The sequence below is a fragment of the Mesorhizobium sp. B1-1-6 genome (assembly GCF_006443035.1).
Classification (GTDB): domain Bacteria; phylum Pseudomonadota; class Alphaproteobacteria; order Rhizobiales; family Rhizobiaceae; genus Mesorhizobium.
The window spans coordinates 13,125-33,228 of record NZ_VFWR01000023.1 but is presented as its reverse complement, the minus strand read 5'-3'; the positions used below and the strand labels follow the sequence as shown (position 1 = coordinate 33,228).

Sequence of the window (20,104 nt, the reverse complement as noted above, 5' to 3'; positions counted from 1 at the left end):
ACATGAACTATCAGCGGTTCTTCGAGGAAGCGATCGACCAGCTCCATGCCGAGCGTCGCTACCGCGTCTTCGCCGACCTGGAGCGCATCGCGGGCAAGTTCCCGCGCGCCATCTGGCGTTCCAATGGCCGTGCCGAGGAAATCACCGTCTGGTGCTCCAACGACTATCTTGGCATGGGCCAGCATCCCGACGTCATCGCCGCGTTTCAGAATACCGCAGGCAAAATGGGTTCGGGCGCCGGCGGCACCCGCAACATTTCCGGCACCAGCAACCCGCTGGTCGAGCTTGAAGTGGAGCTTGCCGACCTGCATGACAAGGAGGCGGCACTGGTCTTCACCTCCGGCTTCGTCTCCAACGAAGCCTCGATCTCGACCATCGCGAAGCTTTTGCCCAACTGCCTGATCATCTCGGACGAATTGAACCACGCCTCGATGATCGAAGGCGTGCGGCGTTCCGGCGCCGAAAAGAAGATCTTTCGCCACAACGACGTCGCGCATCTGGAAAGCCTGCTGCAGGCGGCGGGCCGCGAACGCGCCAAGCTGATCGTCTTCGAAAGCGTCTATTCGATGGACGGCGACATCGCGCCGATCAGGGAGATCGTCGAACTGGCCGAGCGCCATAACGCCATGACCTATATCGACGAGGTCCACGCCGTCGGCATGTACGGTCCGCGCGGCGGCGGCATCACCGAGCGGGAAGGGCTCGCCGACCGCATCGACATCATCGAGGGCACGCTCGCCAAGGCTTTCGGCACGCTGGGCGGCTACATCACCGGCACGAGCGCTGTCATCGACGCCGTGCGCTCCTATGCGCCGGGCTTCATCTTCACCACCGCGCTGCCGCCGGCCATCGCCGCCGCTGCCACTACCTCGATCCGTCATCTCAAGCGCTCGCAGGCCGAGCGTGACGCCCAGCAGCAGCAGGCGACGCGGACCAAGCAGATCCTCTCCGCCGCCGGCCTCCCGGTGATGGAATCGCCGACCCATATCGTGCCGCTGCTGGTCGGTGACCCCGAACTGTGCAAGATGGCGAGCGACCGCCTGCTTGGCGTGCACGGCATCTACATCCAGCCGATCAACTACCCGACCGTGCCGCGCGGCACCGAGCGGCTGCGCATCACGCCGACGCCGTTCCATTCCGATGAGTTGATCGCGGGACTGCAGGATGCGCTGGTCGAGACCTGGGATGCGCTGGGCATTCCCTATGGTTCCACCGGCCGGCCTTCTGTCGCCAAGAGCGACCGGATCGTTCCGCTGCTGGTTCAGAAATCCGGCGGCTGAAACCCGCCGTCTGCCCAAACGGTCTTCGTCTCCTTTGCCCAGAGCAATTTGATCCTGCTCAATGCTTAAAGCTTTTCGATGCCTGAGAATGAAGTTCAAATCTTCCAGGAGCATCGCCATGCGCCATATTTCCCACACGTCTTTCGCTGACTTCACGCACGCTGGCCAGCAGGCGCAACAGTGGGTCAAGGAACTCGCCAAGGACCTCTGCTGGAGCGAGCCGAGCGCGTGCCGCCTTCTGCGGTCCGTTCTGCACACGGTGCGGGATTGGCTGTCGCCAGCGGAAATGGCCGATCTCTCGGCGCAACTGCCTGTTTTGGTCCGCGGCATCTATTTCGAAGGCTGGAATCCATCGGTGCCTGCGCATGAGCGCACGAAGCGCGACTTCATTATCAGCGTCAGAAACAGTTTCGGCTACGATGAGGAGATCGATTTCGATGTCGCGATCGGTGCCGTGTTCAAGCTTCTCGACCGTCACATTTCGCATGGTGAGATCGTACAGATCAGAAACTCGATGAAGAAGTCGCTGCGAAAACTGTGGCCGGTGGATTGACCGATGTTCCGCGACCGGGAAGACGCTGGGGTGAAGCTTGGCCTGGAACTGAACAGGCTTCAACTGCAGCAGCCAATCGTACTGGCATTGCCGCGTGGCGGCGTGCCTGTCGCAGTGGAGGTGGCCAGAGCTCTCAACGCTCCTCTTGACCTGCTGATCGTCCGCAAGGTCGGCGCCCCAGGCAATCCTGAGCTGGCTGTTGCAGCAATCGTCGACGGCGACCCCGGGGAGGTCGTGTTGAACCGGGAGATCGTCGAGGCCTATGCGCTCGATGAAGGCGAGCTACGCGTCTTGATTGCAAATGAGCGTCCAGAACTCGAACGCCGGCGTGCTGCCTATCGAGGGAAGACCAAACCGATCTCGATCGCGGGAAAGACCGCGATCATCGTGGATGACGGGGCCGCGACCGGTACGACCATGAAAATCGCGATCCGCGCCATAAAGCGCCGTTCGCCAAGGGAAATCATCGTGGCAGTTCCTGTTTCGCCGCAAGAGACGGTCGCTGAACTGGCATGCGAAGCAGATCGTGTGGTTTGCCTAAGTCAACCAGGACAGTTCCGTGCCCTGAGCTACCATTACATGCGGTTTCCTCAGCTCTCGGACAGTGATGTCGTCGCTGCCATGGGCGAGGCTGGCCGGTCGCAAACGGACAGGCAACACCTAAGTGGGCAACACGCAGCCGGTTCGAAAGTCGCCACGAAAACAATGCCACGGAACAACCGAGAGAAATAGGAGATCACGCCATGCTGGTCCGAACCCTTTCTGCTTTGGAATGCACGAAAATACTGACTGCCAATCGGGTTGGCCGCCTGGCATGCGCAAAGGACGGGCAGCCCTACGTCGTGCCCTTCTACTACGCCCATTCGGATGCTCATCTTTACGCGTTTTCCATGCCGGGAAAGAAGATCGAATGGATGCGGGCCAATCCGCTGGTGTCCGTCCAGGTTGACGAGCATGGCCAGGGGCGAGGATGGAGAAGCGTCGTTGCCGACGGCCGGTACGAGGAGTTACCGGATCGAATTGGCCACAAGCTCGAACGCGATCATGCATGGTCGGTGTTGAGCAAACATACCGACTGGTGGGAACCTGGCGCGCTCAAGCCCGTCATGCCTCCCACAACCGACAGTGCTCCGCACGTTTTCTTCCGGATTCTCGTCGAACAGGTGTCCGGACGAGAAGCGAGCGAGTAGTCGCCCCGTTAGGTCTTGCGAGAATTGAAGAGGGCCGGCGCAATCTGCACCGGCCCCATTTTCTGTTGAATTGCTATCGCGCCATCAAGACCGGCAGCGATTGACCCTCAAGCATTGACTTGGTGACCCCACCAAAAATCCGCTCGCGCAGCCGGGAGTGACCATAGGCGCCCATGACCATCAATTCGGCCGCAACATCGCCGGCATGTTGGCGCAGTACGTCGGCGACCGAATGGTTCGCGCTCGGCAGGCGCTCGACCGTAACTTTCACGCCGTGCCGGGCAAGATAGGCGGCGGCATCGGCTCCGGGTTCCGCGCCGTGATGGAACTCGTCCTCGATCGGGTCGACCATAACGAGGTGCACCTCTGCCGCGCCCTTCAGCATATCGAGCGACTCGCGGACGGCGCGCGAGGACTCAAGGCGCGCGTCCCACGCGACCAGGATGCGTTTCGGCTTCAGCGTCGGGCGCGAGCCTTCGGGAACAAGCAGAATGGGCTTTCCCGATGAGAACAGCGTGCCCTCGATCACTTTATCCTTCAGCGCATGGCTTGCCAGCAGATCCGGTCCCAGAATGGTCAGATCGGCGTAGCGGGCACGCCTGCCGATGACATCGTCAGCCCATCCCGTGTCGGGATAGTCGTCGCTCAGATCAGCCGATACTGGGGTCTGTGAAAGAAAGGCGCCGACTGCCGATATTCGTTTCTCGAGCCTTTTCAGCTCGGCCTGACGCTCCTCGAGCCAGGCTGGTGAGACGATAGCAGCATACTCACCACCCGACGGCGGTGCGGCAAGCTCAAGGACGAGCACCGAAAGGTGGGCATCGATCTGTTCGCACAGAGAGGCGGCGAGCTTGAGATCGCCATCCCCCTGGTTCGGTCCGGTAACCGTAAGCAATGTCTTGAAGGACACGGCGGCAACTCCTCATTTCGCGTGAAGGTTCAATCGTTGCTGAGGCATAGCCGACAGGAGCCGGTGCGTTCATTGCGCTGGATCAAACGTCTTGGCTGTGGCGGCTATTTGATCCGCATCAACGTGCTGGCCTGCCAAGGCTGTAGGCTTCAGCCAAATAATCAGGGAAAACGCAGATGAGATTCCTGGTCGCGGCGGCTCTCGCTGGCATGACCTTCCATACGGCCAGTGCGCAGGACCTCGGCGACGGCAAGTCCGAATACATGAACTCGTGCGCCGTCTGCCATGGCCCGGACGGCAAGGGCGATGGACCGTTGGGCGACGAACTGTTGAAGCGTCCGAGCGACCTGACGCGCATCTCCAGTCGCAATGGCGGCGAATTCCCTTACTGGCGCGTCTATGCCGTGATCGACGGCCGAGCCATGGTGCCGGCGCATGGCGAGCGCGACATGCCAGTATGGGGCAGCCAGTTCCTGCCTGCCGACGTGAAAAGATACGGCCCGAACGCCGGCGAAATCGTCACCAGGGAACGCATCCATGAATTGGCAGGTTATGTCCAGACATTGCAGCAATGAGCGCAGATCGCGGAAACGCATTTCACAGGACAAATTAGGGAGGCCGGCCATATTCGTTGAAGACCAGCAAGCCACAGCCGCTTTCCTGCTTGATCCTTCCTCCTATGGCGCGACCGGGCCTGTTGAGGATATTGAGACCCACATATCGCGTCTCTTTCTGGTTGGCCAACGCGCCTACAAGATGAAGCGGGCGGTCAAGCTTCCCTATGTCGATTTCTCGACGCCGGCCCTCAGGCTGGCCGCCTGCGAGAAAGAGGTGGAACTCAACTCGAAGACCGCGCCCGGCCTTTATCTGGGGGTGCGGCGCATCTCGCGGCAAGCCGACGGCAAGTTGGTTTTTGACGGCACGGGGCAAATGGTCGACGCCGCGATCGAGATGGTCCGCTTCGACGAGTCGAAGCTGCTCGATCGCATGGCAACCGCGGGAGAATTGACGCCGGAGTTGATGACCAGGGTCGCACGCATGATCGCGGGCTACCACCGTTCCGCGCCGACAATCCACAATGGCAGCGGCTCATCCAATCTGGCCGGTGTGCTCGACATCAATGAAGCCGGCTTTGCCACCAGCCATGTTTTCGCAAAGCAGAGGTCACGAGCTTTGCCAAGGCCTTCCGCACGACCCTCCACCGGTATTCGGAATTGCTCGACCGCCGGGAAGCCGCGGGCAAGGTCCGCCGATGCCATGGCGATCTGCATCTGCGCAACATCTGCCTTTTCGATGGCGAGCCCCGCCTCTTCGATTGCATCGAATTCAACGACCAGATCGCCAGCATCGACATTCTGTACGACCTTGCCTTCCTGCTGATGGACCTTTGGCATTGCGGTTTTCCGAAGCTCGCCAATCTTGTGATGAACCGCTATCTCGACGAAGCCGACGATGAGGATGGGTTCGTCCTGCTGCCCTTCTTCATGGCGGTGCGGGCCGCAGTGCGCGCCCATGTCACCGCAACACAGGTCGAGGAAGGCAGCGCCGATTCCGATCGACTGGCTGCCGAGGCCAGATCCTATTTCGACCTTGCCCATACACTTCTCCAGGAAACATCGCCGCAGCTCGTTGCCATCGGCGGCCTGAGCGGCTCGGGCAAGACGACCGCTGCGGAGGCGCTGGCCGCCCATGTCGGTGCGCCGCCCGGGGCCCGCGTTGTCGAAAGCGACCGTATCCGCAAGGCCATGCACGGTGTGCCGGCCGAAACGCGGCTGCCGGACAAAGCTTATCGGCCGGAGGTATCGGACCGTGTCTATCGCGACATGGCATGGCGGGCCGGCCTGATCCTTGCGGAGGGCGGTTCGGTTGTCGCTGACGCTGTGTTTGACAGGCCTACCGATCGCGACCGTATCGAGAAGGCGGCAAGCGTCAGGGGTGTGGCTTTCGCCGGGTTCTGGTTGGAAGCGGACCCGCTTGTTCTGTGGCAACGGGTCAGTGATCGCAAGGGCGGCCCTTCCGACGCCACCATAGATATCCTTTCACGGCAATTGCAGCGAAACGCCGCCCAAACGAGCTGGCGCAGGATCAATGCCGATCGGAAGCTTGCCGACTTAGTCACAGAGCTGAGAAGGTTTTCCGACAGCGATGCGTCCGACACCCTGCGCACGGCCTCCTGAAAGGTACGGCAGATGATCGCCCTTAGTGCAGTTGGAGCCTAGCCTCGACAAGGCCGGGCTCGTCCGGAAGATGGGCGATCGAGAAGCCGAATTCGCGGCACATGGTCAGCATCGTTTTGTTCTCGCTGAGCACGATGCCTTCTATCCATCCGATCCCGTCGGCCTTTGCATAGGCGACGATCTGCCTTAGCAATTCCCAGCCCAGACCGTGACCCTGCAAGTCCGTGCGAACCAGCAAGGCGTATTCGGCAACGGAGCGGTCCGGATCACAGGAAAGCCGGCTGATGCCCGCCAAGGCGCCGGTGCTTGTCTCCAGAGCGACGAAGGCCATGTTGCGGTCATAGTCGAGCTGGGTGAACCGCTTCAGCATCTGGTCGGAGAAACTCTTTCGCGGCGACAGGAATCGCAAGCGCAGATCGTCCGGTGAAATCCTGGCAAGGAATTCGGGATAGAGCGCGATGTCGGCCGGCTTGATCGGCCGGATGTGATAATGCGTGCCGCCTCCCGCAAACGCCTTGTCCCAACCCGACGGATAAGGCCTGATGGCAAGTGCGGGGTTCGGCCCGGCCTCTTCCACGCGTCCCGGCTCGATTTCGATGCGAGCGTCGAGCGCAATCACGCCCTCGGCGTCGGCCAGCAGCGGATTGATGTCCACCGCAACGAGGCAGGAAAAGTCGACGATCATCTGCGACAGGCCGTTGAGTGCAGCAACGATCGACTGCCGATCGGCCGGCTTGCGATCGCGGAACCCGGCAAGCAGGCGGCCGATCCGCGTTTGCCCGATCAGGTCGCCGGCAAGGACGTCGTCGAGCGGCGGCAATGCGATCGCTGTATCGTCCATAACTTCGACCGCGACGCCACCGGCTCCAAACAGGATGGCCGGCCCGAAGATCGGATCCTGGCTCATGCCGAGGATGAGTTCCTGTGCCTGTTTTCGCACCACCATCGGCTGAACGGCATAGCCTTCAACATCGGCTTGCGGTGCGTGGCTGCGCACGCGCGCCTCGATTGCGCGTGCTGCAGCGCCAGCAGCAGCGGCATCGGCGATGTTTAGCACCACCCCGCCAATGTCCGATTTGTGCGAGATCGCCTTGGACAGCAGCTTGACGACGATCCGTTCGGACGTTTTGAGGAGCCGCGAGGCTGCCACTTCCGCTTCGGCAGGAGTTTTGGCGACGACCGTCTCGGGCACCGGGATGCCGTAGGCGGAAATTGCTGCCTTGGCTTCGGGCTCGGTCAGCATTCGCCGCCCCTCCCTCGCGACCTCCCTGAAAATGGCGAGCACGGCTTCCCGATCGCTCGTGACGTCCTCGCTGCGGCTCGACGGTGTGCGCATCAATGCCCGCTGGGCACGCGACCAATCGCTGAGGTAGGCGACGGCCATTGCCGCGTCAGCCGGCGTTTCGAAACTGGCAATGCCGGCATCCTGAAGGATTTGCCGCCCGGGGCGCGCCGTATGCTCCCCGAGCCAGCAGGTCAGGACCGGTTTGCCGGCGATCATCCCTTCCCTTGCGAGTTCCGTAACCGCGCTTGCCGCGGCAAGCGGCGAACCCAGCCCCGTTGGACAATTCATCACCAGGACGACGTCCGTTCCGGGGTCTGCCGCCACGGCTTCGACGGCCACCTTGTAGCGCTCAGGCGGGGCGTCACCGATGATGTCGACCGGATTGGCGTGCGACCATGTCGGCGGCAATACGGCGTTCAGGCGTTCGATGGTGGCGGGCGACAGCGCGGCCAGTTCCCCTTGCCCATCGATTAGCTGATCAATGGCCAATACCCCTGCCCCGCCGCCATTGGTGACGATGCCGACACGGGCCCGTTTGAGCGGAGTGAAGCGGGCGATCGTCTCTGCGGCATCAAACAGCTCGGTCAGGCCTTTGACGCGCAGGATGCCTGCGCGCAGCAATGCCGCATCGACGACACGGTCCGCCCCCGACAGCGCGCCGGTGTGGGTCGCTGCCGCCTTGGCCGATTGCTCGTGCCGACCGGATTTTATCGCGATCACCGGTTTGACCCGTGCCGCCGCACGGGCGGCCGAGATGAACTTGCGGGGATTGGGAATAGTTTCGAGATACATCACGATGGCGCGCGTGTGCATGTCGCCCGCCAGCATATCGATGCAATCTCCCACGTCGACATCCGCCATGTCACCCAGGGAGACGATTTGCGAGAAGCCGACATTGTTGTCGGCCGCCCAGTCGATCAGCGACGTGGCAATGGCGCCGGATTGCGACAGCAGCGCGATGTTGCCAGGCTCGGCGGCCATATGTGCAAATCCGGCATTGAGCTTCAGTGGCGGGATCATCAGCCCGACCGTGTTCGGCCCGATGATGCGGAAAAGATTGGGCTTGGCGGCGTCGAGCATGGCCTGACGCAGGCCGTTCTCGCGCGTAAGTCCGGCGGTGATCACGACTGCCGCTCGCGTGCCCTTGTCGCCGAGCTCGCGCACGATGCCGGGAACCGTCTCCGGCGGCGGCACGATGACACCGAGGTCGGGAATGCCTGGCAGGTCGGCCGCCTTCGCGTAGCAGCGTCGACCAGCCACCTGCGAATGTTTCGGGTTGACCGGCCAGATCTCGCCTTCGAAGCCGCCATTGACGATGTTGTCGAAGACGACACGGCCGACCGACCCGTCGCGCACCGATGCCCCGAACACGGCAACCGACTTCGGAGCGAACGCATGATCGAGATTTCGGATCGTCACCCCTAATGTCTCCTGTTCATGGCGATCATCGCCAGTCGATCTTGCCCGTTCGTTGCGTTGGATCAAAGCGTTCTCCGGTTATCGCGATTAGCTCTTGCGCGGGGTCGCCCGCAAAGTGGCGACGAGCTGTAGCGATCAACGATTGGAGAGTTGGATGAGTTACTATTTCAGCAAGATCGTCGCCATGCCGTTCACAGCGGCAATCGACCACGTGACCGCCAAGCTCGCAAGCAAGGGCTTTGGCGTTCTGACCTCGATTGATGTCCAGCAGACCATGAAGGCCAAGCTTGGCGCCGATTTCAGGCCCTATGTGATCCTGGGCGCGTGCAACCCGCATTTCGCATGGCGGGCGCTTCAGTCCGAAGACAAGATCGGAACCATGCTGCCCTGCAATGTCATCGTCACCGAGGTCGGACCGGGAAAGGTGGAGGTCGCAGCGGTGGATCCGGTCGCTTCGATGGGCGCTATCGGCAATCGAGAGCTTGCGCAGGTCGCGAACGATGTGCGGTGCCTGCTCGAGGAGACGGTCCGCGAACTCTAGCGCCAAGGGGGCCATCAGGGGTTGAGGGACATCGGATGAACGAGTCTGCTCTACGACGCGCATTGCTGGTCATCGCCATCCTGGGCCTCGCCTATGGTTTAGGAGCCTGGCGAACCGGGCTTGGCCCCTTTGAAGCCGACATGATCTGGACGGTGGCGACCTTGCCCGTGGTGGCGGCTCTCGCCATCTCCATTCTGCGTGATTTCTGGATAGGCCGCTTCGGTGTCGACGCGATTGCCTTGGTGTCGATGTCCGCCGCTCTGCTGCTCGGTCAACCCCTGGCCGCAATAGTGGTGGCGATCATGTATGCCGGCGGCACGGTGCTTGAGGATTTCGCCCGCGGCCGCGCGGAACGCAACCTCAAGGCATTGACCGACCGGTCACCGCGTGTCGCCCATCGAACGTCAAAGCTGGGGACAGAGACCATCTCCGTCGAAGACGTTGCCGTGGGCGACGAGCTTTTGGTCCGGGCCGGCGAACTGCTTCCCGTCGACGGCATCCTGCTCGATGCTTCGGCCTCGCTCGACGAGTCCGCAGTGAGCGGAGAACCGCTGCCGGAACGGCGGACAGCCGGCGATATGCTGCGCAGCGGCACCATCAATGCGGGGGAGACCTTCAGCATGCAGGCTTCTGCCCTGGCAGAGCAGAGCACCTATGCCGCGATCGTTCGCATGGTTGCTGCAGCGCAGACGGCGAAATCCCCGTTCATCCGCATGGCCGACCGCTTCGCCCTGTTCCTGCTGCCAGCCACTTTGCTGGTTTCCGGTGCCGCCTGGTACATCTCCGGCGATCCGATCCGGGCGCTCGCCGTGCTGGTTGTCGCGACACCTTGCCCGCTCATCCTCGCGGCACCCGTTGCCTTTATCGGCGGCGTGTCGCGCGCGGCCCGTGCCGGCATCCTGATGAAAGGCAGCGCGGCTCTGGAGGCGCTTGCGCAGGTCCGGACCGCAATCTTCGACAAAACGGGAACCTTGACCATCGGCGGAGCTGAGCTCATCGAAATCGAAGTGGCGACCGGTCGCGACCCCGACAATCTGTTGCGGCTACTCGCGTCTTTGGAACAGGCCTCGCACCATGTGCTCGCCGACTCAATTATCCGGGCGGCGCGTAGCAAGCAGTTGACGCTTTCGCATGCGCGTGATGTCCGCGAGCATCGCGGTGCGGGCCTGAAGGGCCGGGTCGGCAAAATGTCGATCGCCGCGGGATCGCGGGCTCTCGTGCTCGCCAACAAGCCGCTGCCCGGCTGGGCGAAAAGCGGCGAGGAAAGATATCGGGACGAGCCGGTGCTCAGGGTCTTTGTGGCATTCGGCGGCCGGCTTGCCGGGGTCTTCACGTTCGGCGACGCGCTGCGTGTCGATGCGCATGATGCACTCGGCAAGCTGCGCTCCGCCGGCATTGCGCGCATGATTATGCTTACAGGCGACGACGGCGTGGCAGCCAAGCGCATCTCCGCCCGGCTCGACCTCGACGCCATTGTCGCCGATGCGACCCCTACCGAAAAGGTCGCGATGGTCGAAGCCGAGAAAGCTTCGGCGCCGACGATGATGGTTGGCGACGGCATCAACGATGCCCCTGCCCTGGCGGCCGCCACCGTGGGTATCGCCATGGGCGCACGTGGTGCCACCGCCTCCTCCGAGGCAGCTGATGTCATCGTGCTGACCGACAGGCTGCAGCCGGTCGCCGATGCCGTTCGGATTGCACGGCGAACGCGATCGATCGCCTTGCAAAGCATCATCGCCGGGCTGGCGCTGTCGGGGCTGGCAATGATCGCGGCGGCCATGGGGCAGATCACCCCGGTTGCCGGAGCGCTGCTCCAGGAAGGGATTGACGTAGCGGTCATCCTGAACGCGCTGCGCACCCTTGGCGATGGCCATCTGTGGCGCGCATAGTGGTTGAGAGCAAAATCGGTAGATGACCATGGCACAGCAGAATCTGGTGGTTTGCAGCAAATGTGGTGGGGTCAACCGCCTGCCACCGGGCCGCAATGCCATGGAAGCGAAATGCGGAAAGTGCGGGAACCGGCTGTTTTCGGGGCATCCCGAAGATGTCGATGCCGCGATCTTCGACAATCAGATCGCGCGCAGCAGCCTGCCCGTTGTTGTCGACATCTGGGCACCTTGGTGCGGCCCCTGCAAGATGATGGCGCCGGCTTACGAAGCCGCAGCAAATGAACTTGAGCCGCATGTTCGCCTGATCAAACTCAACTCCGACAAGGAGCAGGCTGTTGCGGCCAGGCTCGGCATTCGCAGCATCCCGACCATGATCCTGTTCCATGGCCGGCACGAAGTCGCGCGCACATCCGGCGCAATGACGGCAGGCCAGATCGTCAGGTGGGTTCGCGACCGCCTGCCGACGGTCGCCACCTGAAATCGCCGCGCCAATGGATCCCCTCATCGCCCGGCTTGGACTGGCACTTGCGATAGGTCTTCTCGTCGGCTTGGAGCGTGGCTGGCAGGAGCGGGATGCGCCCGAACGCAGTCGCACGGCCGGCATCCGGACATTCGGCATATCCGGCCTGCTCGGCGGCGTGCTCGCCGCCCTGGCCAACGCACTCGGCGCGGTATCCGTGCTGGTCGGCGGTTTCGTCGCCTTTGCGGCAATCTTCGCCTGGTACAAGGCGCGCGAGGCAGTCCATGACGAGGATTTCAGTGTCACGGGCGTGATCGCGGGGCTGGGCGTTTTTGCCCTTGGCGCGCTTTCCGTCGCCGGCGATTATCGGGCTGCTGCGGCCGGTGGGGCGGCACTGGCGGCAATCCTGGCCAGCCGCGAGGTCCTGCACGGTCTTTTGAAGCGACTGACCTGGGTTGAACTCCGGTCGGCGCTGATCCTGGCGATGATGACGGCGATCGTCTTGCCCCTGCTGCCAAACCGGACAATGGACCCGTGGGGCGGTTTCAATCCCTGGGAGGTCTGGTTCCTGACGGTGCTGATGGCCTCGATTTCGTTCGCCGGCTATGTCGCTGTTCGCATTCTGGGCAATACGCGTGGTCTGCTGGTGAGTTCGCTCACCGGTGCGATCGTCTCTTCCACCGCCGTGACCTTGGCGCTTGCCCGCAATGCCACCTCGGCAAGCAATCCGCTGCCGCTCGCCGGGGCGGCATCGCTGGCTGCAATGGTTTCGGTGCTCCGCGTCTGCACCGTGGTTCTGATCGTCGAGCCAAGCGTGCTCGCGTCGGTCGCCATTCCGGCGATTGCCGCGGCGCTCGCCTTCGCCGTCTGCGGAACATTGCTGATGACTCGCGACAGCGGGAACGGCGAAGGCAGCGCTAGCGCGCGCAATCCATTCGAACTGGGTCCGTTGCTGCTCTTCGCCCTGTTCTTTGCCATCGTTGCGACCGCAAGTGCCGGTCTGGCTACTCAATTCGGTGGGCGCGGTCTGCAGGCGAGTTCGGCGCTAGCCGGCGCATTCGATGTCGATGTCTCGGTGCTTGGCGCGCTGCGCCTGGTCAAGCATTCCGTGTCCGTCGAGACCGTGGGCCAGGCCGTGCTCGCGGCGCTGGCAGCAAACGCGATCGGCCGCCTGTCGCTCGCAGTATTTGCCGGTCCGGTCAGGTTCTGGTTGCCACTGGCCGTCATAACCCTGATCGCCGCAACCATGGGTATCAGCGCCCTGCTGTTGCTCGGTCCTGGATAGAAGTGTTGTTCTCGAGCCTTCTTTGATGCGGATCAAGGGCTAGGTCCCGCCACTGCTCTATGAAACTCCGTGAAAGGAGTTCGCCATGACCAGTTTGAAGGACCTCACCCCGAAATTCCGCAATGTCCGGCTGCTGCTCGCGCGTGAAAAGGGCCACCCGGAAGGCGACCGCGAAGAAGGTTATGACGTGCTCGCTCCATTGACCGGCGAAGGCCGGATCGATGCCGACGAATGGAAGTCGCACAGGGCCTCTTGCCGTGTTCGCCGGTTTCGCACAGGCGAGGAGGATCTGATCGGCCGGCTGAAGCGCAAGCCCGGCGGACAGTGGTATTTCGACTACGCCGAAGGCGATCGCGACGACGAAATCGGCTTCCATCTCGGCGACGAACGGTTCGTGACCGGTGAGTACGTGTCGATCGAGCGCAACGGCGCCATGCACACCTACGAAGTGGCAAGGGTCGAGCGGCCTTGATGGCTAGCTCCTGGCGGATCGCGCGAGTTGGTTTTGGATCCATGCAGGAAACGCTGATCGGGACAACGACGTATACGAAACCAAAAAAACCCGCCGCCCCTTTGGCGCGGCGGGTGCCTCATCAAACCACGGCCTATTTGACCAGGATTGTTGCCCACATTCCGTTCATGAAATGGCCGGGAATGTTGCAAAAGACGGCATAGTTTCCGGGCTTGAGGTCGAGCGTCAGCGATCCGGTTTTGCCTGGATCGAGTTCAGAGACCTCGCCGAGATGGCCTGCCGCATCCTCGTTGACGCGATTTTCATTTGCTACATAGGGCAGCGTGGTCTTTTTGACATCGGTCACCGGCACCACAATCATTTCGTGGACCGCGTCCTTGGAGCTGTTTTGAACCTCGAAGGTCACCTTGCCCGCGGGCACGACGGTTTGATCCAGCTTGATCCTCATCGTTGCCATGCTCATGTTTGCCGGCATGCCCATTCCCATCTTTGCGTCGGGGTTCGCGACGCCGTCCTTGTCCCATAGCTTGACGTTTACGATCGCGTTGGCAAAGGCGGGTGCCGACACGGCTAGGAGAACGAGGACCAGTCCGGTCTTGAAAGGCTGCATGTTCGAAAGGCTCCTGATCGCTTGCGGCGACCCCACAAGCGCGTTTGGGGAATCATTCATGGTCGCGGCACCCGGCTAAAACAGCCAAGCTGACAACGCGCTGACAGCGGAGGCAGGGACCAAGGATGAGGCATCACCTTCACCAAACATAGCCAAAGCGGCCTCACCGGTCGCTCCGTTGCATCGTCGTTACCTTGCGCTGTTTGCCGGGTGGCCTCGCGCTGGCAAGCCCTCGCCATCGCGAAGGCCTGGTCCGAGTCATGATCATGGGGGCGAAAACGCAAAGCCGAGCCGATGGACATCGCCTGACGATCTGCCAGCGCACCAAGCCCGGTTCGCATCCTCGATGATCGCGAGGCTTAAGACGGTCACGTATCTTGTGTTGACCTTGCCTCCAGGGGGTAACCTTGCTGTTGTGCGGCGGCCAAAGCGACAAGACTGGCGATTCCGGCAACCTTGTGAGACTGCGACAGTCTTAGGTAGGGCAGCCTGGTTCAGGGCCTATGGATCGACGGTGAATTCAGCCCACATGCCCGCCTCATAGTGACCTGGCACGTTGCAGATAAGCAGATATTTTCCAGCCCTTAGCTCGACGGTCAGGGTGCCTGATTTGCCGGGATCGAGCTCCGACACCTCGCCCTTGTCGCCGGCCTTGTCTTCGTCGACCCGGTTCTCGGCCTCAAGGTAAGGAAGCGGCTTGCCGGGTTCGGCAAGGTACATCACGATCATTTCGTGGACGGTGTCCTTGGAGTCATTTTTCACATTGAATGTGACCTCCCCGGCCTTCACAGCACCGGGCAAAGCCTTGATGCCCATGGTCGCCTTAGCGAGATCGAGTCCGGGCGCCGCATAGGCGAGCCCCATCGGCATCTCCATACTCGCGCCCTTGTCCCACAGCGAGATCTGGACAGGCGAAGCAGCCTGGACGGCGCCGGCTCCGCCGGCCATAAGCATCGCGGCGGCAAGCCCGAGCGCTGCTCTCCTCGATATGGTTTTCATGGCGATCTCCTTCAGGACGGCAGCAGAAGCGCTCTACGTCCCGACCGTCATCCTGCTCGCGGGGTCACCCGCCGTCCTTGCGCCAAATCAAACTGTCCGGCGCGAACCCCACCATGCAGCTGTCAGCCAGTTGTCAGGTTGAATTGGCTATGTCGCACCAATGACGGTGGAATCGCCGTCTGACACGAACGATCGACGTCTCAACCGCAGGCGCAACATTCGCGCCCAACCTCCCGAATGGAGCCATCATGTATCGCACACTCGTTCTCGCCGCTCTCGCCGGCATGGTTGCAGGACCGGCCCTCGCCGCCGGCGGCAGCTGCAGCACCGCCCCGAAATCGCAGTTCAAGCCCAAGGCAACGCTGGAGGCGCAGTTGACCGGCGAAGGCCTCACCGTCCGCCAGATCAAGGTCGAGAAGGGCTGCTATGAAGTCTATGCGGTCGACAAGGCCGGCAAGAAGGTGAACCTGGCTTACAATGCCGAGACCCTTGAAAAGCTCGACAATGCCGAAGCCGGCGAAAATTGATCCGAACGTTTCGATTGCCACGGACGCGCAACCATCTCAAGAGATGGTGCGCGTCTGGGACCTGGTCGTAAGGAGTTTCCACTGGGCGCTGGTGCTCAGCTTCGTCACAGCCTGGCTCACCTCCCATTCCTCAGAGGACATTCACCATTGGGCCGGCTACGTCGCCGCAGCACTGGTCGCTATGCGGCTCTTGTGGGGCGTCCTAGGTACGCCCTATGCCCGGTTCTCTCAATTCGTGCGCGATCCGGCGACGGTGCTGCGCTATCTCTGGGCAATACTGAGCGGTCGCGAAGCCCGCTATATCGGCCACAATCCGGCTGGCGGCGCGATGGTGGTCGTGTTGATCGCCGCGATGGCTTCAACTGCGTTGACGGGCTGGCTGATGACGACGGACGCCTATTTCGGCGTGTCGTGGGTCGAAACGGCACACAGCCTAAGCGCGCACGGCTTACTTGTGCTGGTCCTTTTCCATATAGGCGGCGTTGCGCTGGCAAGCTTTCGCCATCGCGAAAACCTGGTACGGGCCATGATCACGGGGCGAAAACGCAAAGCCAAGCCGGCGGACATCGCCTGACGACCTGTCAATGCACCAAATCCGATTCGCGCCCTCGACGGATCTCGAGAGGTGCAAGTGGAGCGCAGGTCCGAGCGACTTTGGTCCAGCAATCCAAAGCCAGAAACAGCGCCCGAGTGCCCCCGTACAGAAAACGGTTATTGACCCGCATCAAAGCTGCCGGCCCTTTCTTCCTGTTCACTGCCTCCCATCAGAGCCTTCAAATTGGGGAGAGCATCATGACTACGGCTGATTTCAACATCCCTGTCCCGAAAGTCGCGACAGCGGCGCCAACGAAACTTCGACTGGGTTCCCTGACCGCATTGGTGATCGGTTCCATGGTCGGCTCCGGCGTGTTCAGCCTGCCGCAGAACATGGCGGCAGGTGCCGGTCCCCTCGCAATCCTGATTGGCTGGGCCATCACCGCGGTCGGCATGCTGGCGCTGGTTTTCGTCTACCAATCGCTTGCGACCCGCAAGCCCGAGCTCGACGCCGGGCCCTATGCCTACGCCAAGGCCGGCTTCGGCCCCTTCATCGGCTTCAACAGCGCCTGGGGCTACTGGATCAGCGCCTGGGTCGGCAACGTTTCCTACGCGGTGATCGTGTTCAGCGCCCTGTCTTATTTCTTTCCGGCTTTTGGCGATGGAAACACCTGGCAGGCGGTGCTCGGCGCATCAGTCCTGCTGTGGCTGATCCACATCCTGGTTCTTGCCGGCATCCGGCAGGCCGCCGTTGTGAACCTCATCGTCACGGTTGCAAAGATTGCTCCGATCGTCCTGTTCGTCGGGGTTGTTGCCGTCGCCTTCAAATTGCAGGTCTGGTCGCTTGACTTCAACGGTTTGGGCAACGCCAGTCTCGGCTCTATCACCGCGCAGGTGAAAAGCACCATGCTGGTGACCCTGTGGGTGTTCATCGGCATCGAAGGCGCCAGCGTCTTTTCCGGCCGTGCCGAGCGCCGCAAGGACATCGCCACGGCGACAGTTCTTGGCTTCTTCACCTGCCTCGCGCTCTACGCCCTGGTGTCGCTGCTGTCGCTCGGCATTCTTAGCCAGCCTGAGCTTGCCGCGCTGAAGAACCCGTCCATGGCTGGTGTGCTTGAGGCGGTGGTGGGTCCCTGGGGTGCCATCCTGATCAACATCGCGCTGGTCGTGTCCGTGATCGGCGCCTTCCTGAGCTGGACGCTGCTCGCCGCCGAAATTCCGCATGTCGCCGCCAAGGACGGGACGATGCCGAAATTCTTCGGCCTCGAAAGCGAGCGCGGTGTACCGTCGATCTCACTTCTGATCACCAACCTGCTCGTCCAGGCCTTCCTGGTGATCACGCTTTTCGCACAGAGCACCTACCAGGCGCTGTTCTACATCGCGTCGGCCGCGATTCTGGTTCCTTACATCTTTTCTGGAGCTTACGCGGCCAAGCTCGCGCTGACCGGCGAGAGCTACGCGAGTGGCGAGCAGCGCGCCGGACCGCTTTTTGCGGGGTTGCTGGCAACGGTCTACGGGCTGTGGCTCGTCTATGCGGCCGGACCTGCCTACCTGTTCATGTGCGCTATCCTCTATGCGCCCGGCATCATCTTCTACGTCTGGGCTCGCCGCGAAACTAACCAGCGCGTGTTCCATCCTGTCGAAGCAGTGCTCGCCGCAGCCCTTGTCGCCGTCGCCATCCTCGCCGTTTACGAGATGTGGACCGGCGCCGTCAGCCCGCTGTGAAGGGATTGGCACGATGACGAAGCTGGGTGTCCACTCCGAAGTCGGCCGTCTGCGCGAGGTCATGGTCCATCGTCCGGATCTCAGCCTGCGCAGGCTGACACCGGAAAACTGCAAGGCGCTGCTTTTCGACGACGTGCTGTGGGTCAAGCGGGCTCGCCAGGAACACGATGTCTTTGTCGATGCATTGCGTGAACGCGGTGTCCTGGTCCATTCCTTCGGGGAGCTCCTGGCTGAGACAATGAGCCTGGCCAAGGCTCGCGACTGGCTTCTCGACCGCCGGGTTCATCCCGGCGTCGTGGGGCTCGACATGGTCGACGAGCTGCGCGGATGGCTCAACGAGATGCCGTCAGAGCAATTGTCGTCTTACCTTGTCGGGGGCATTGCCCGCGCCGAGCTTCCTTTCGAACCCAAAGGCCTGACGGGAAGGACGCTTGCCCCCCAGGATTTCGTGTTGCCGCCGCTGCCGAACCAGCTGTTCACCCGTGACAGTTCCTGCTGGATCTACGGCTCGGTGTCCGTCAATTCCATGTACTGGCCCGCCAGACGCCCGGAAGCAGCCAATGTCGAAGCCGTCTACCGTTTCCATCCCCACTTTCGCGACAGCGGCATTCCCTTTGTTTCGCCGGATGCAGGAACGGGCACGAGCCTGGAGGGCGGCGATGTGATGCCGATCGGTGGTGGAACAGTTCTCGTCGGCATGGGAGAGCGCACCACGCCGCAGGCCGTGGGCGACCTCGCCCGCAACCTGTTCGCGGCTGGTGAAGCCACGCGCGTGATTGCCGCACTGATGCCGCGCGACCGCAGTTTCATGCATCTCGACACCGTCTTCACCTTCTGTGATCGCGATCTTGTGACCTTGTATCCGCCGGTGGTCGACCGGCTACGCACCTTCTCGCTGCGTCCGGGCGATGGCGAGGCGTCGGTCGAGGTCACCGATGAGACAAAGCCGTTCACGGCTGTGGTTGCCGAAGGCCTTGGACTGAAATCACTGCGGATCATCGCCACTGGCGGCGACCGCTACGAGGCCGAGCGCGAGCAATGGGATGACGGCAACAATGTCGTTGCGGTCGAGCCCGGCGTGGTCATCGGCTACGACCGTAATGTCTATACCAACACGCTGCTGCGCCGCGCCGGGATTGAAGTGATCACGGTCGAAGGCGCCGAACTCAGCCGCGGCCGCGGCGGCGGGCATTGCATGACCTGCCCGATTGTCCGCGACCCGATTTGACCCGAAAGGAAATCCCGATGTCGATCAACCTTCATGGCCGCTCCGTCCTGACCCTGGACGATCTTACCGCCGACGAGATCCGCTTTCTTCTCAAGCTGGCCGCCGACCTCAAGGCGGCCAAGCTCGCCGGTCACGAGATCCCGCGTCTTGTCAGAAAGAACATCGCCCTGATCTTCGAAAAGGATTCGACGCGCACACGGACCGGGTTCGAGGTAGCTGCCTATGATCAGGGCGCTCACGTCACTTATTTCGGCCCTACCGGCAGCCATATCGGCCACAAGGAATCCATGAAGGACACCGCTCGCGTGCTCGGCCGCATGTATGACGCGATCGAGTATCGCGGCTTTGGCCAGCACCAGGCTGAATTGCTGGCCACATATGCCGGCGTGCCGGTCTACAACGGCCTTACCGACGAGGCGCATCCGACGCAGATCCTCGCCGATTTCATGACCATGCGGGAATTCACCCACAAGCATCTTTCGGACATGACCGTCACCTTCGTCGGTGAGGGCCGGGACAATGTCGCGCTGTCCCTCGCCCTGGGAGCAGCCAAGGTCGGCATCGACATGCGCATCGCCTCGCCAAAGGAACTCTGGCCGGACGAGGAGTTCTGCGCTCATGTCAGGGACCTGGCGGAACGCAGCGGCGGCCGCTTCCGGCTCGACGAGGACGTCACGAGCTGCGTCCAGGACGCCGACTTTGTCTACACCGATGTGTGGATGTCGATGGGCGAAGACAAATCGGGCTGGGCCGAGCGTATTCGTCTTTTGACGCGCTACCGCGTGACCAGCGAAGTGATGGCTGCCGCCGGCAACCCTCACGTCAAATTCATGCATTGCCTGCCGGCGTTCCACGACACAGAGACCGAGATCGGCGCCTTCGTTGCGAAGGAATACGGTATCGACTGCATGGAGGTCACTGACGAGGTTTTCGAGTCGGCTGCGTCCATCGTCTTCGACCAGGCCGAAAATCGGATGCACACGATCAAGGCCCTGCTTGTGGCAACAATCGGCAACTGAG

20 protein-coding genes and 1 pseudogene are annotated in these 20,104 nt (G+C 62.1%); 17 read left to right on the top strand and 4 right to left on the bottom strand.

Annotation, left to right across the window (positions count from 1 at the left end):
• Positions 1–2: 2 nt before the first annotated feature.
• From hemA to FJ979_RS30315, 4 genes are all read left to right on the top strand, one after another.
• Positions 3–1,280, top strand: a complete 1,278-nt coding sequence (hemA, locus tag FJ979_RS30330) for a 5-aminolevulinate synthase (RefSeq protein WP_140561916.1) — start codon at positions 3–5, stop codon at positions 1,278–1,280.
• 118 nt (positions 1,281–1,398) lie between these two features.
• Entirely contained in the window at positions 1,399–1,833 is a 435-nt protein-coding gene (locus FJ979_RS30325) for a DUF2267 domain-containing protein (protein ID WP_140561914.1), read from the top strand.
• 3 nt (positions 1,834–1,836) lie between these two features.
• On the top strand, positions 1,837–2,565 hold the full coding sequence (locus tag FJ979_RS30320; protein ID WP_140561912.1) for a phosphoribosyltransferase: 729 nt from the start codon (positions 1,837–1,839) through the stop codon (positions 2,563–2,565).
• Between the two features lie 11 nt (positions 2,566–2,576).
• Positions 2,577–3,023, top strand: a complete 447-nt coding sequence (locus tag FJ979_RS30315; RefSeq protein ID WP_128369187.1) for a pyridoxamine 5'-phosphate oxidase family protein — start codon at positions 2,577–2,579, stop codon at positions 3,021–3,023.
• Between the two features lie 73 nt (positions 3,024–3,096).
• On the opposite strand, the gene FJ979_RS30310 is transcribed toward FJ979_RS30315, so the two are convergent.
• Positions 3,097–3,933, bottom strand: a complete 837-nt coding sequence (locus tag FJ979_RS30310; protein WP_140561910.1) for a universal stress protein — start codon at positions 3,931–3,933, stop codon at positions 3,097–3,099.
• Here FJ979_RS30310 and FJ979_RS32750 point away from each other — a divergent pair.
• From FJ979_RS32750 to FJ979_RS30300, 3 genes and pseudogenes are all read left to right on the top strand, one after another.
• Complete coding sequence (locus FJ979_RS32750) at positions 3,838–4,113, top strand: hypothetical protein (protein ID WP_181181823.1); 276 nt, start codon at positions 3,838–3,840, stop codon at positions 4,111–4,113. The genes FJ979_RS30310 and FJ979_RS32750 overlap by 96 nt on opposite strands.
• The gene (locus tag FJ979_RS30305) at positions 4,110–4,508 is read left to right on the top strand and encodes a c-type cytochrome (RefSeq protein ID WP_140561909.1); all 399 of its coding nucleotides are present in this window, start codon (positions 4,110–4,112) and stop codon (positions 4,506–4,508) included. The genes FJ979_RS32750 and FJ979_RS30305 overlap by 4 nt, the downstream gene beginning before the upstream one ends.
• Positions 4,509–4,593: 85 nt before the next feature.
• Positions 4,594–6,110 (top strand): annotated as a pseudogene (locus tag FJ979_RS30300) (AAA family ATPase).
• A 22-nt stretch (positions 6,111–6,132) separates the two neighbouring features.
• On the opposite strand, the gene FJ979_RS30295 reads toward FJ979_RS30300, so the two are convergent.
• Positions 6,133–8,814, bottom strand: a complete 2,682-nt coding sequence (locus tag FJ979_RS30295; RefSeq protein WP_140561907.1) for a bifunctional acetate--CoA ligase family protein/GNAT family N-acetyltransferase — start codon at positions 8,812–8,814, stop codon at positions 6,133–6,135.
• Between the two features lie 154 nt (positions 8,815–8,968).
• On the opposite strand from FJ979_RS30295, the gene FJ979_RS30290 reads away from it, so the two are divergent.
• The 5 genes from FJ979_RS30290 to FJ979_RS30270 all read left to right on the top strand — a co-directional run bounded on the left by FJ979_RS30290 (position 8,969) and on the right by FJ979_RS30270 (position 13,461).
• Positions 8,969–9,355 (top strand): DUF302 domain-containing protein, encoded by a 387-nt coding sequence (locus FJ979_RS30290; RefSeq protein WP_128369055.1) that lies wholly within the window; start codon positions 8,969–8,971, stop codon positions 9,353–9,355.
• Between the two features lie 35 nt (positions 9,356–9,390).
• Positions 9,391–11,244 carry a heavy metal translocating P-type ATPase gene (locus FJ979_RS30285; protein WP_140561905.1) on the top strand — a complete coding sequence of 618 codons (1,854 nt, stop codon included), beginning with the start codon at positions 9,391–9,393 and terminating at the stop codon, positions 11,242–11,244.
• Positions 11,245–11,272: 28 nt separating this feature from the next.
• Positions 11,273–11,722 carry a thioredoxin TrxC gene (gene trxC / locus FJ979_RS30280; protein ID WP_140561904.1) on the top strand — a complete coding sequence of 150 codons (450 nt, stop codon included), beginning with the start codon at positions 11,273–11,275 and terminating at the stop codon, positions 11,720–11,722.
• Between the two features lie 13 nt (positions 11,723–11,735).
• Positions 11,736–12,989, top strand: a complete 1,254-nt coding sequence (locus FJ979_RS30275) for an MgtC/SapB family protein (protein WP_140561902.1) — start codon at positions 11,736–11,738, stop codon at positions 12,987–12,989.
• An 85-nt stretch (positions 12,990–13,074) separates the two neighbouring features.
• On the top strand, positions 13,075–13,461 hold the full coding sequence (locus FJ979_RS30270; RefSeq protein WP_140561901.1) for a hypothetical protein: 387 nt from the start codon (positions 13,075–13,077) through the stop codon (positions 13,459–13,461).
• 133 nt (positions 13,462–13,594) lie between these two features.
• On the opposite strand, the gene FJ979_RS30265 is transcribed toward FJ979_RS30270, so the two are convergent.
• Complete coding sequence (locus tag FJ979_RS30265; RefSeq protein WP_246675775.1) at positions 13,595–14,029, bottom strand: plastocyanin/azurin family copper-binding protein; 435 nt, start codon at positions 14,027–14,029, stop codon at positions 13,595–13,597.
• Positions 14,030–14,572: 543 nt separating this feature from the next.
• A complete protein-coding gene (locus tag FJ979_RS30260) occupies positions 14,573–15,070 on the bottom strand; it encodes a sulfocyanin-like copper-binding protein (RefSeq protein WP_246678478.1) in 498 nt (165 codons plus the stop codon).
• 248 nt (positions 15,071–15,318) lie between these two features.
• Between FJ979_RS30260 and FJ979_RS30255 the strand changes: the two genes are divergently transcribed.
• The 5 genes from FJ979_RS30255 to argF all read left to right on the top strand — a co-directional run bounded on the left by FJ979_RS30255 (position 15,319) and on the right by argF (position 20,103).
• The gene (locus tag FJ979_RS30255; RefSeq protein WP_140561897.1) at positions 15,319–15,597 is read left to right on the top strand and encodes a PepSY domain-containing protein; all 279 of its coding nucleotides are present in this window, start codon (positions 15,319–15,321) and stop codon (positions 15,595–15,597) included.
• Positions 15,598–15,640: 43 nt separating this feature from the next.
• A complete protein-coding gene (locus FJ979_RS30250; RefSeq protein WP_140561999.1) occupies positions 15,641–16,171 on the top strand; it encodes a cytochrome b/b6 domain-containing protein in 531 nt (176 codons plus the stop codon).
• 218 nt (positions 16,172–16,389) lie between these two features.
• Positions 16,390–17,856, top strand: a complete 1,467-nt coding sequence (arcD, locus tag FJ979_RS30245) for an arginine-ornithine antiporter (RefSeq protein ID WP_140561896.1) — start codon at positions 16,390–16,392, stop codon at positions 17,854–17,856.
• A 13-nt stretch (positions 17,857–17,869) separates the two neighbouring features.
• Positions 17,870–19,084, top strand: coding sequence for an arginine deiminase (locus FJ979_RS30240; protein ID WP_140561894.1), 1,215 nt, complete (start codon positions 17,870–17,872; stop codon positions 19,082–19,084).
• A 17-nt stretch (positions 19,085–19,101) separates the two neighbouring features.
• Positions 19,102–20,103 carry an ornithine carbamoyltransferase gene (gene argF / locus FJ979_RS30235; RefSeq protein ID WP_128369236.1) on the top strand — a complete coding sequence of 334 codons (1,002 nt, stop codon included), beginning with the start codon at positions 19,102–19,104 and terminating at the stop codon, positions 20,101–20,103.
• The last annotated feature ends 1 nt before the right edge of the window (position 20,104 follow it).

Excerpts from the sequence above, each read along its gene's own strand:
- FJ979_RS30320 (WP_140561912.1), top strand. The coding sequence starts at position 1,837 with ATGTTCCGCGACCGGGAAGACGCTGGGGTGAAGCTTGGCCTGGAACTG.
- FJ979_RS30315 (WP_128369187.1), top strand. The coding sequence starts at position 2,577 with ATGCTGGTCCGAACCCTTTCTGCTTTGGAATGCACGAAAATACTGACT.
- FJ979_RS30240 (WP_140561894.1), top strand. The coding sequence starts at position 17,870 with ATGACGAAGCTGGGTGTCCACTCCGAAGTCGGCCGTCTGCGCGAGGTC.
- FJ979_RS30305 (WP_140561909.1), top strand. The coding sequence starts at position 4,110 with ATGAGATTCCTGGTCGCGGCGGCTCTCGCTGGCATGACCTTCCATACG.
- FJ979_RS30250 (WP_140561999.1), top strand. The coding sequence starts at position 15,641 with ATGGTGCGCGTCTGGGACCTGGTCGTAAGGAGTTTCCACTGGGCGCTG.
- argF (WP_128369236.1), top strand. The coding sequence starts at position 19,102 with ATGTCGATCAACCTTCATGGCCGCTCCGTCCTGACCCTGGACGATCTT.
- FJ979_RS30290 (WP_128369055.1), top strand. The coding sequence starts at position 8,969 with ATGAGTTACTATTTCAGCAAGATCGTCGCCATGCCGTTCACAGCGGCA.
- hemA (WP_140561916.1), top strand. The coding sequence starts at position 3 with ATGAACTATCAGCGGTTCTTCGAGGAAGCGATCGACCAGCTCCATGCC.
- FJ979_RS30255 (WP_140561897.1), top strand. The coding sequence starts at position 15,319 with ATGTATCGCACACTCGTTCTCGCCGCTCTCGCCGGCATGGTTGCAGGA.
- FJ979_RS30275 (WP_140561902.1), top strand. The coding sequence starts at position 11,736 with ATGGATCCCCTCATCGCCCGGCTTGGACTGGCACTTGCGATAGGTCTT.
- trxC (WP_140561904.1), top strand. The coding sequence starts at position 11,273 with ATGGCACAGCAGAATCTGGTGGTTTGCAGCAAATGTGGTGGGGTCAAC.
- arcD (WP_140561896.1), top strand. The coding sequence starts at position 16,390 with ATGACTACGGCTGATTTCAACATCCCTGTCCCGAAAGTCGCGACAGCG.
- FJ979_RS30285 (WP_140561905.1), top strand. The coding sequence starts at position 9,391 with ATGAACGAGTCTGCTCTACGACGCGCATTGCTGGTCATCGCCATCCTG.
- FJ979_RS30325 (WP_140561914.1), top strand. The coding sequence starts at position 1,399 with ATGCGCCATATTTCCCACACGTCTTTCGCTGACTTCACGCACGCTGGC.
- FJ979_RS30260 (WP_246678478.1), bottom strand. The coding sequence starts at position 15,070 with ATGAAAACCATATCGAGGAGAGCAGCGCTCGGGCTTGCCGCCGCGATG.
- FJ979_RS30270 (WP_140561901.1), top strand. The coding sequence starts at position 13,075 with ATGACCAGTTTGAAGGACCTCACCCCGAAATTCCGCAATGTCCGGCTG.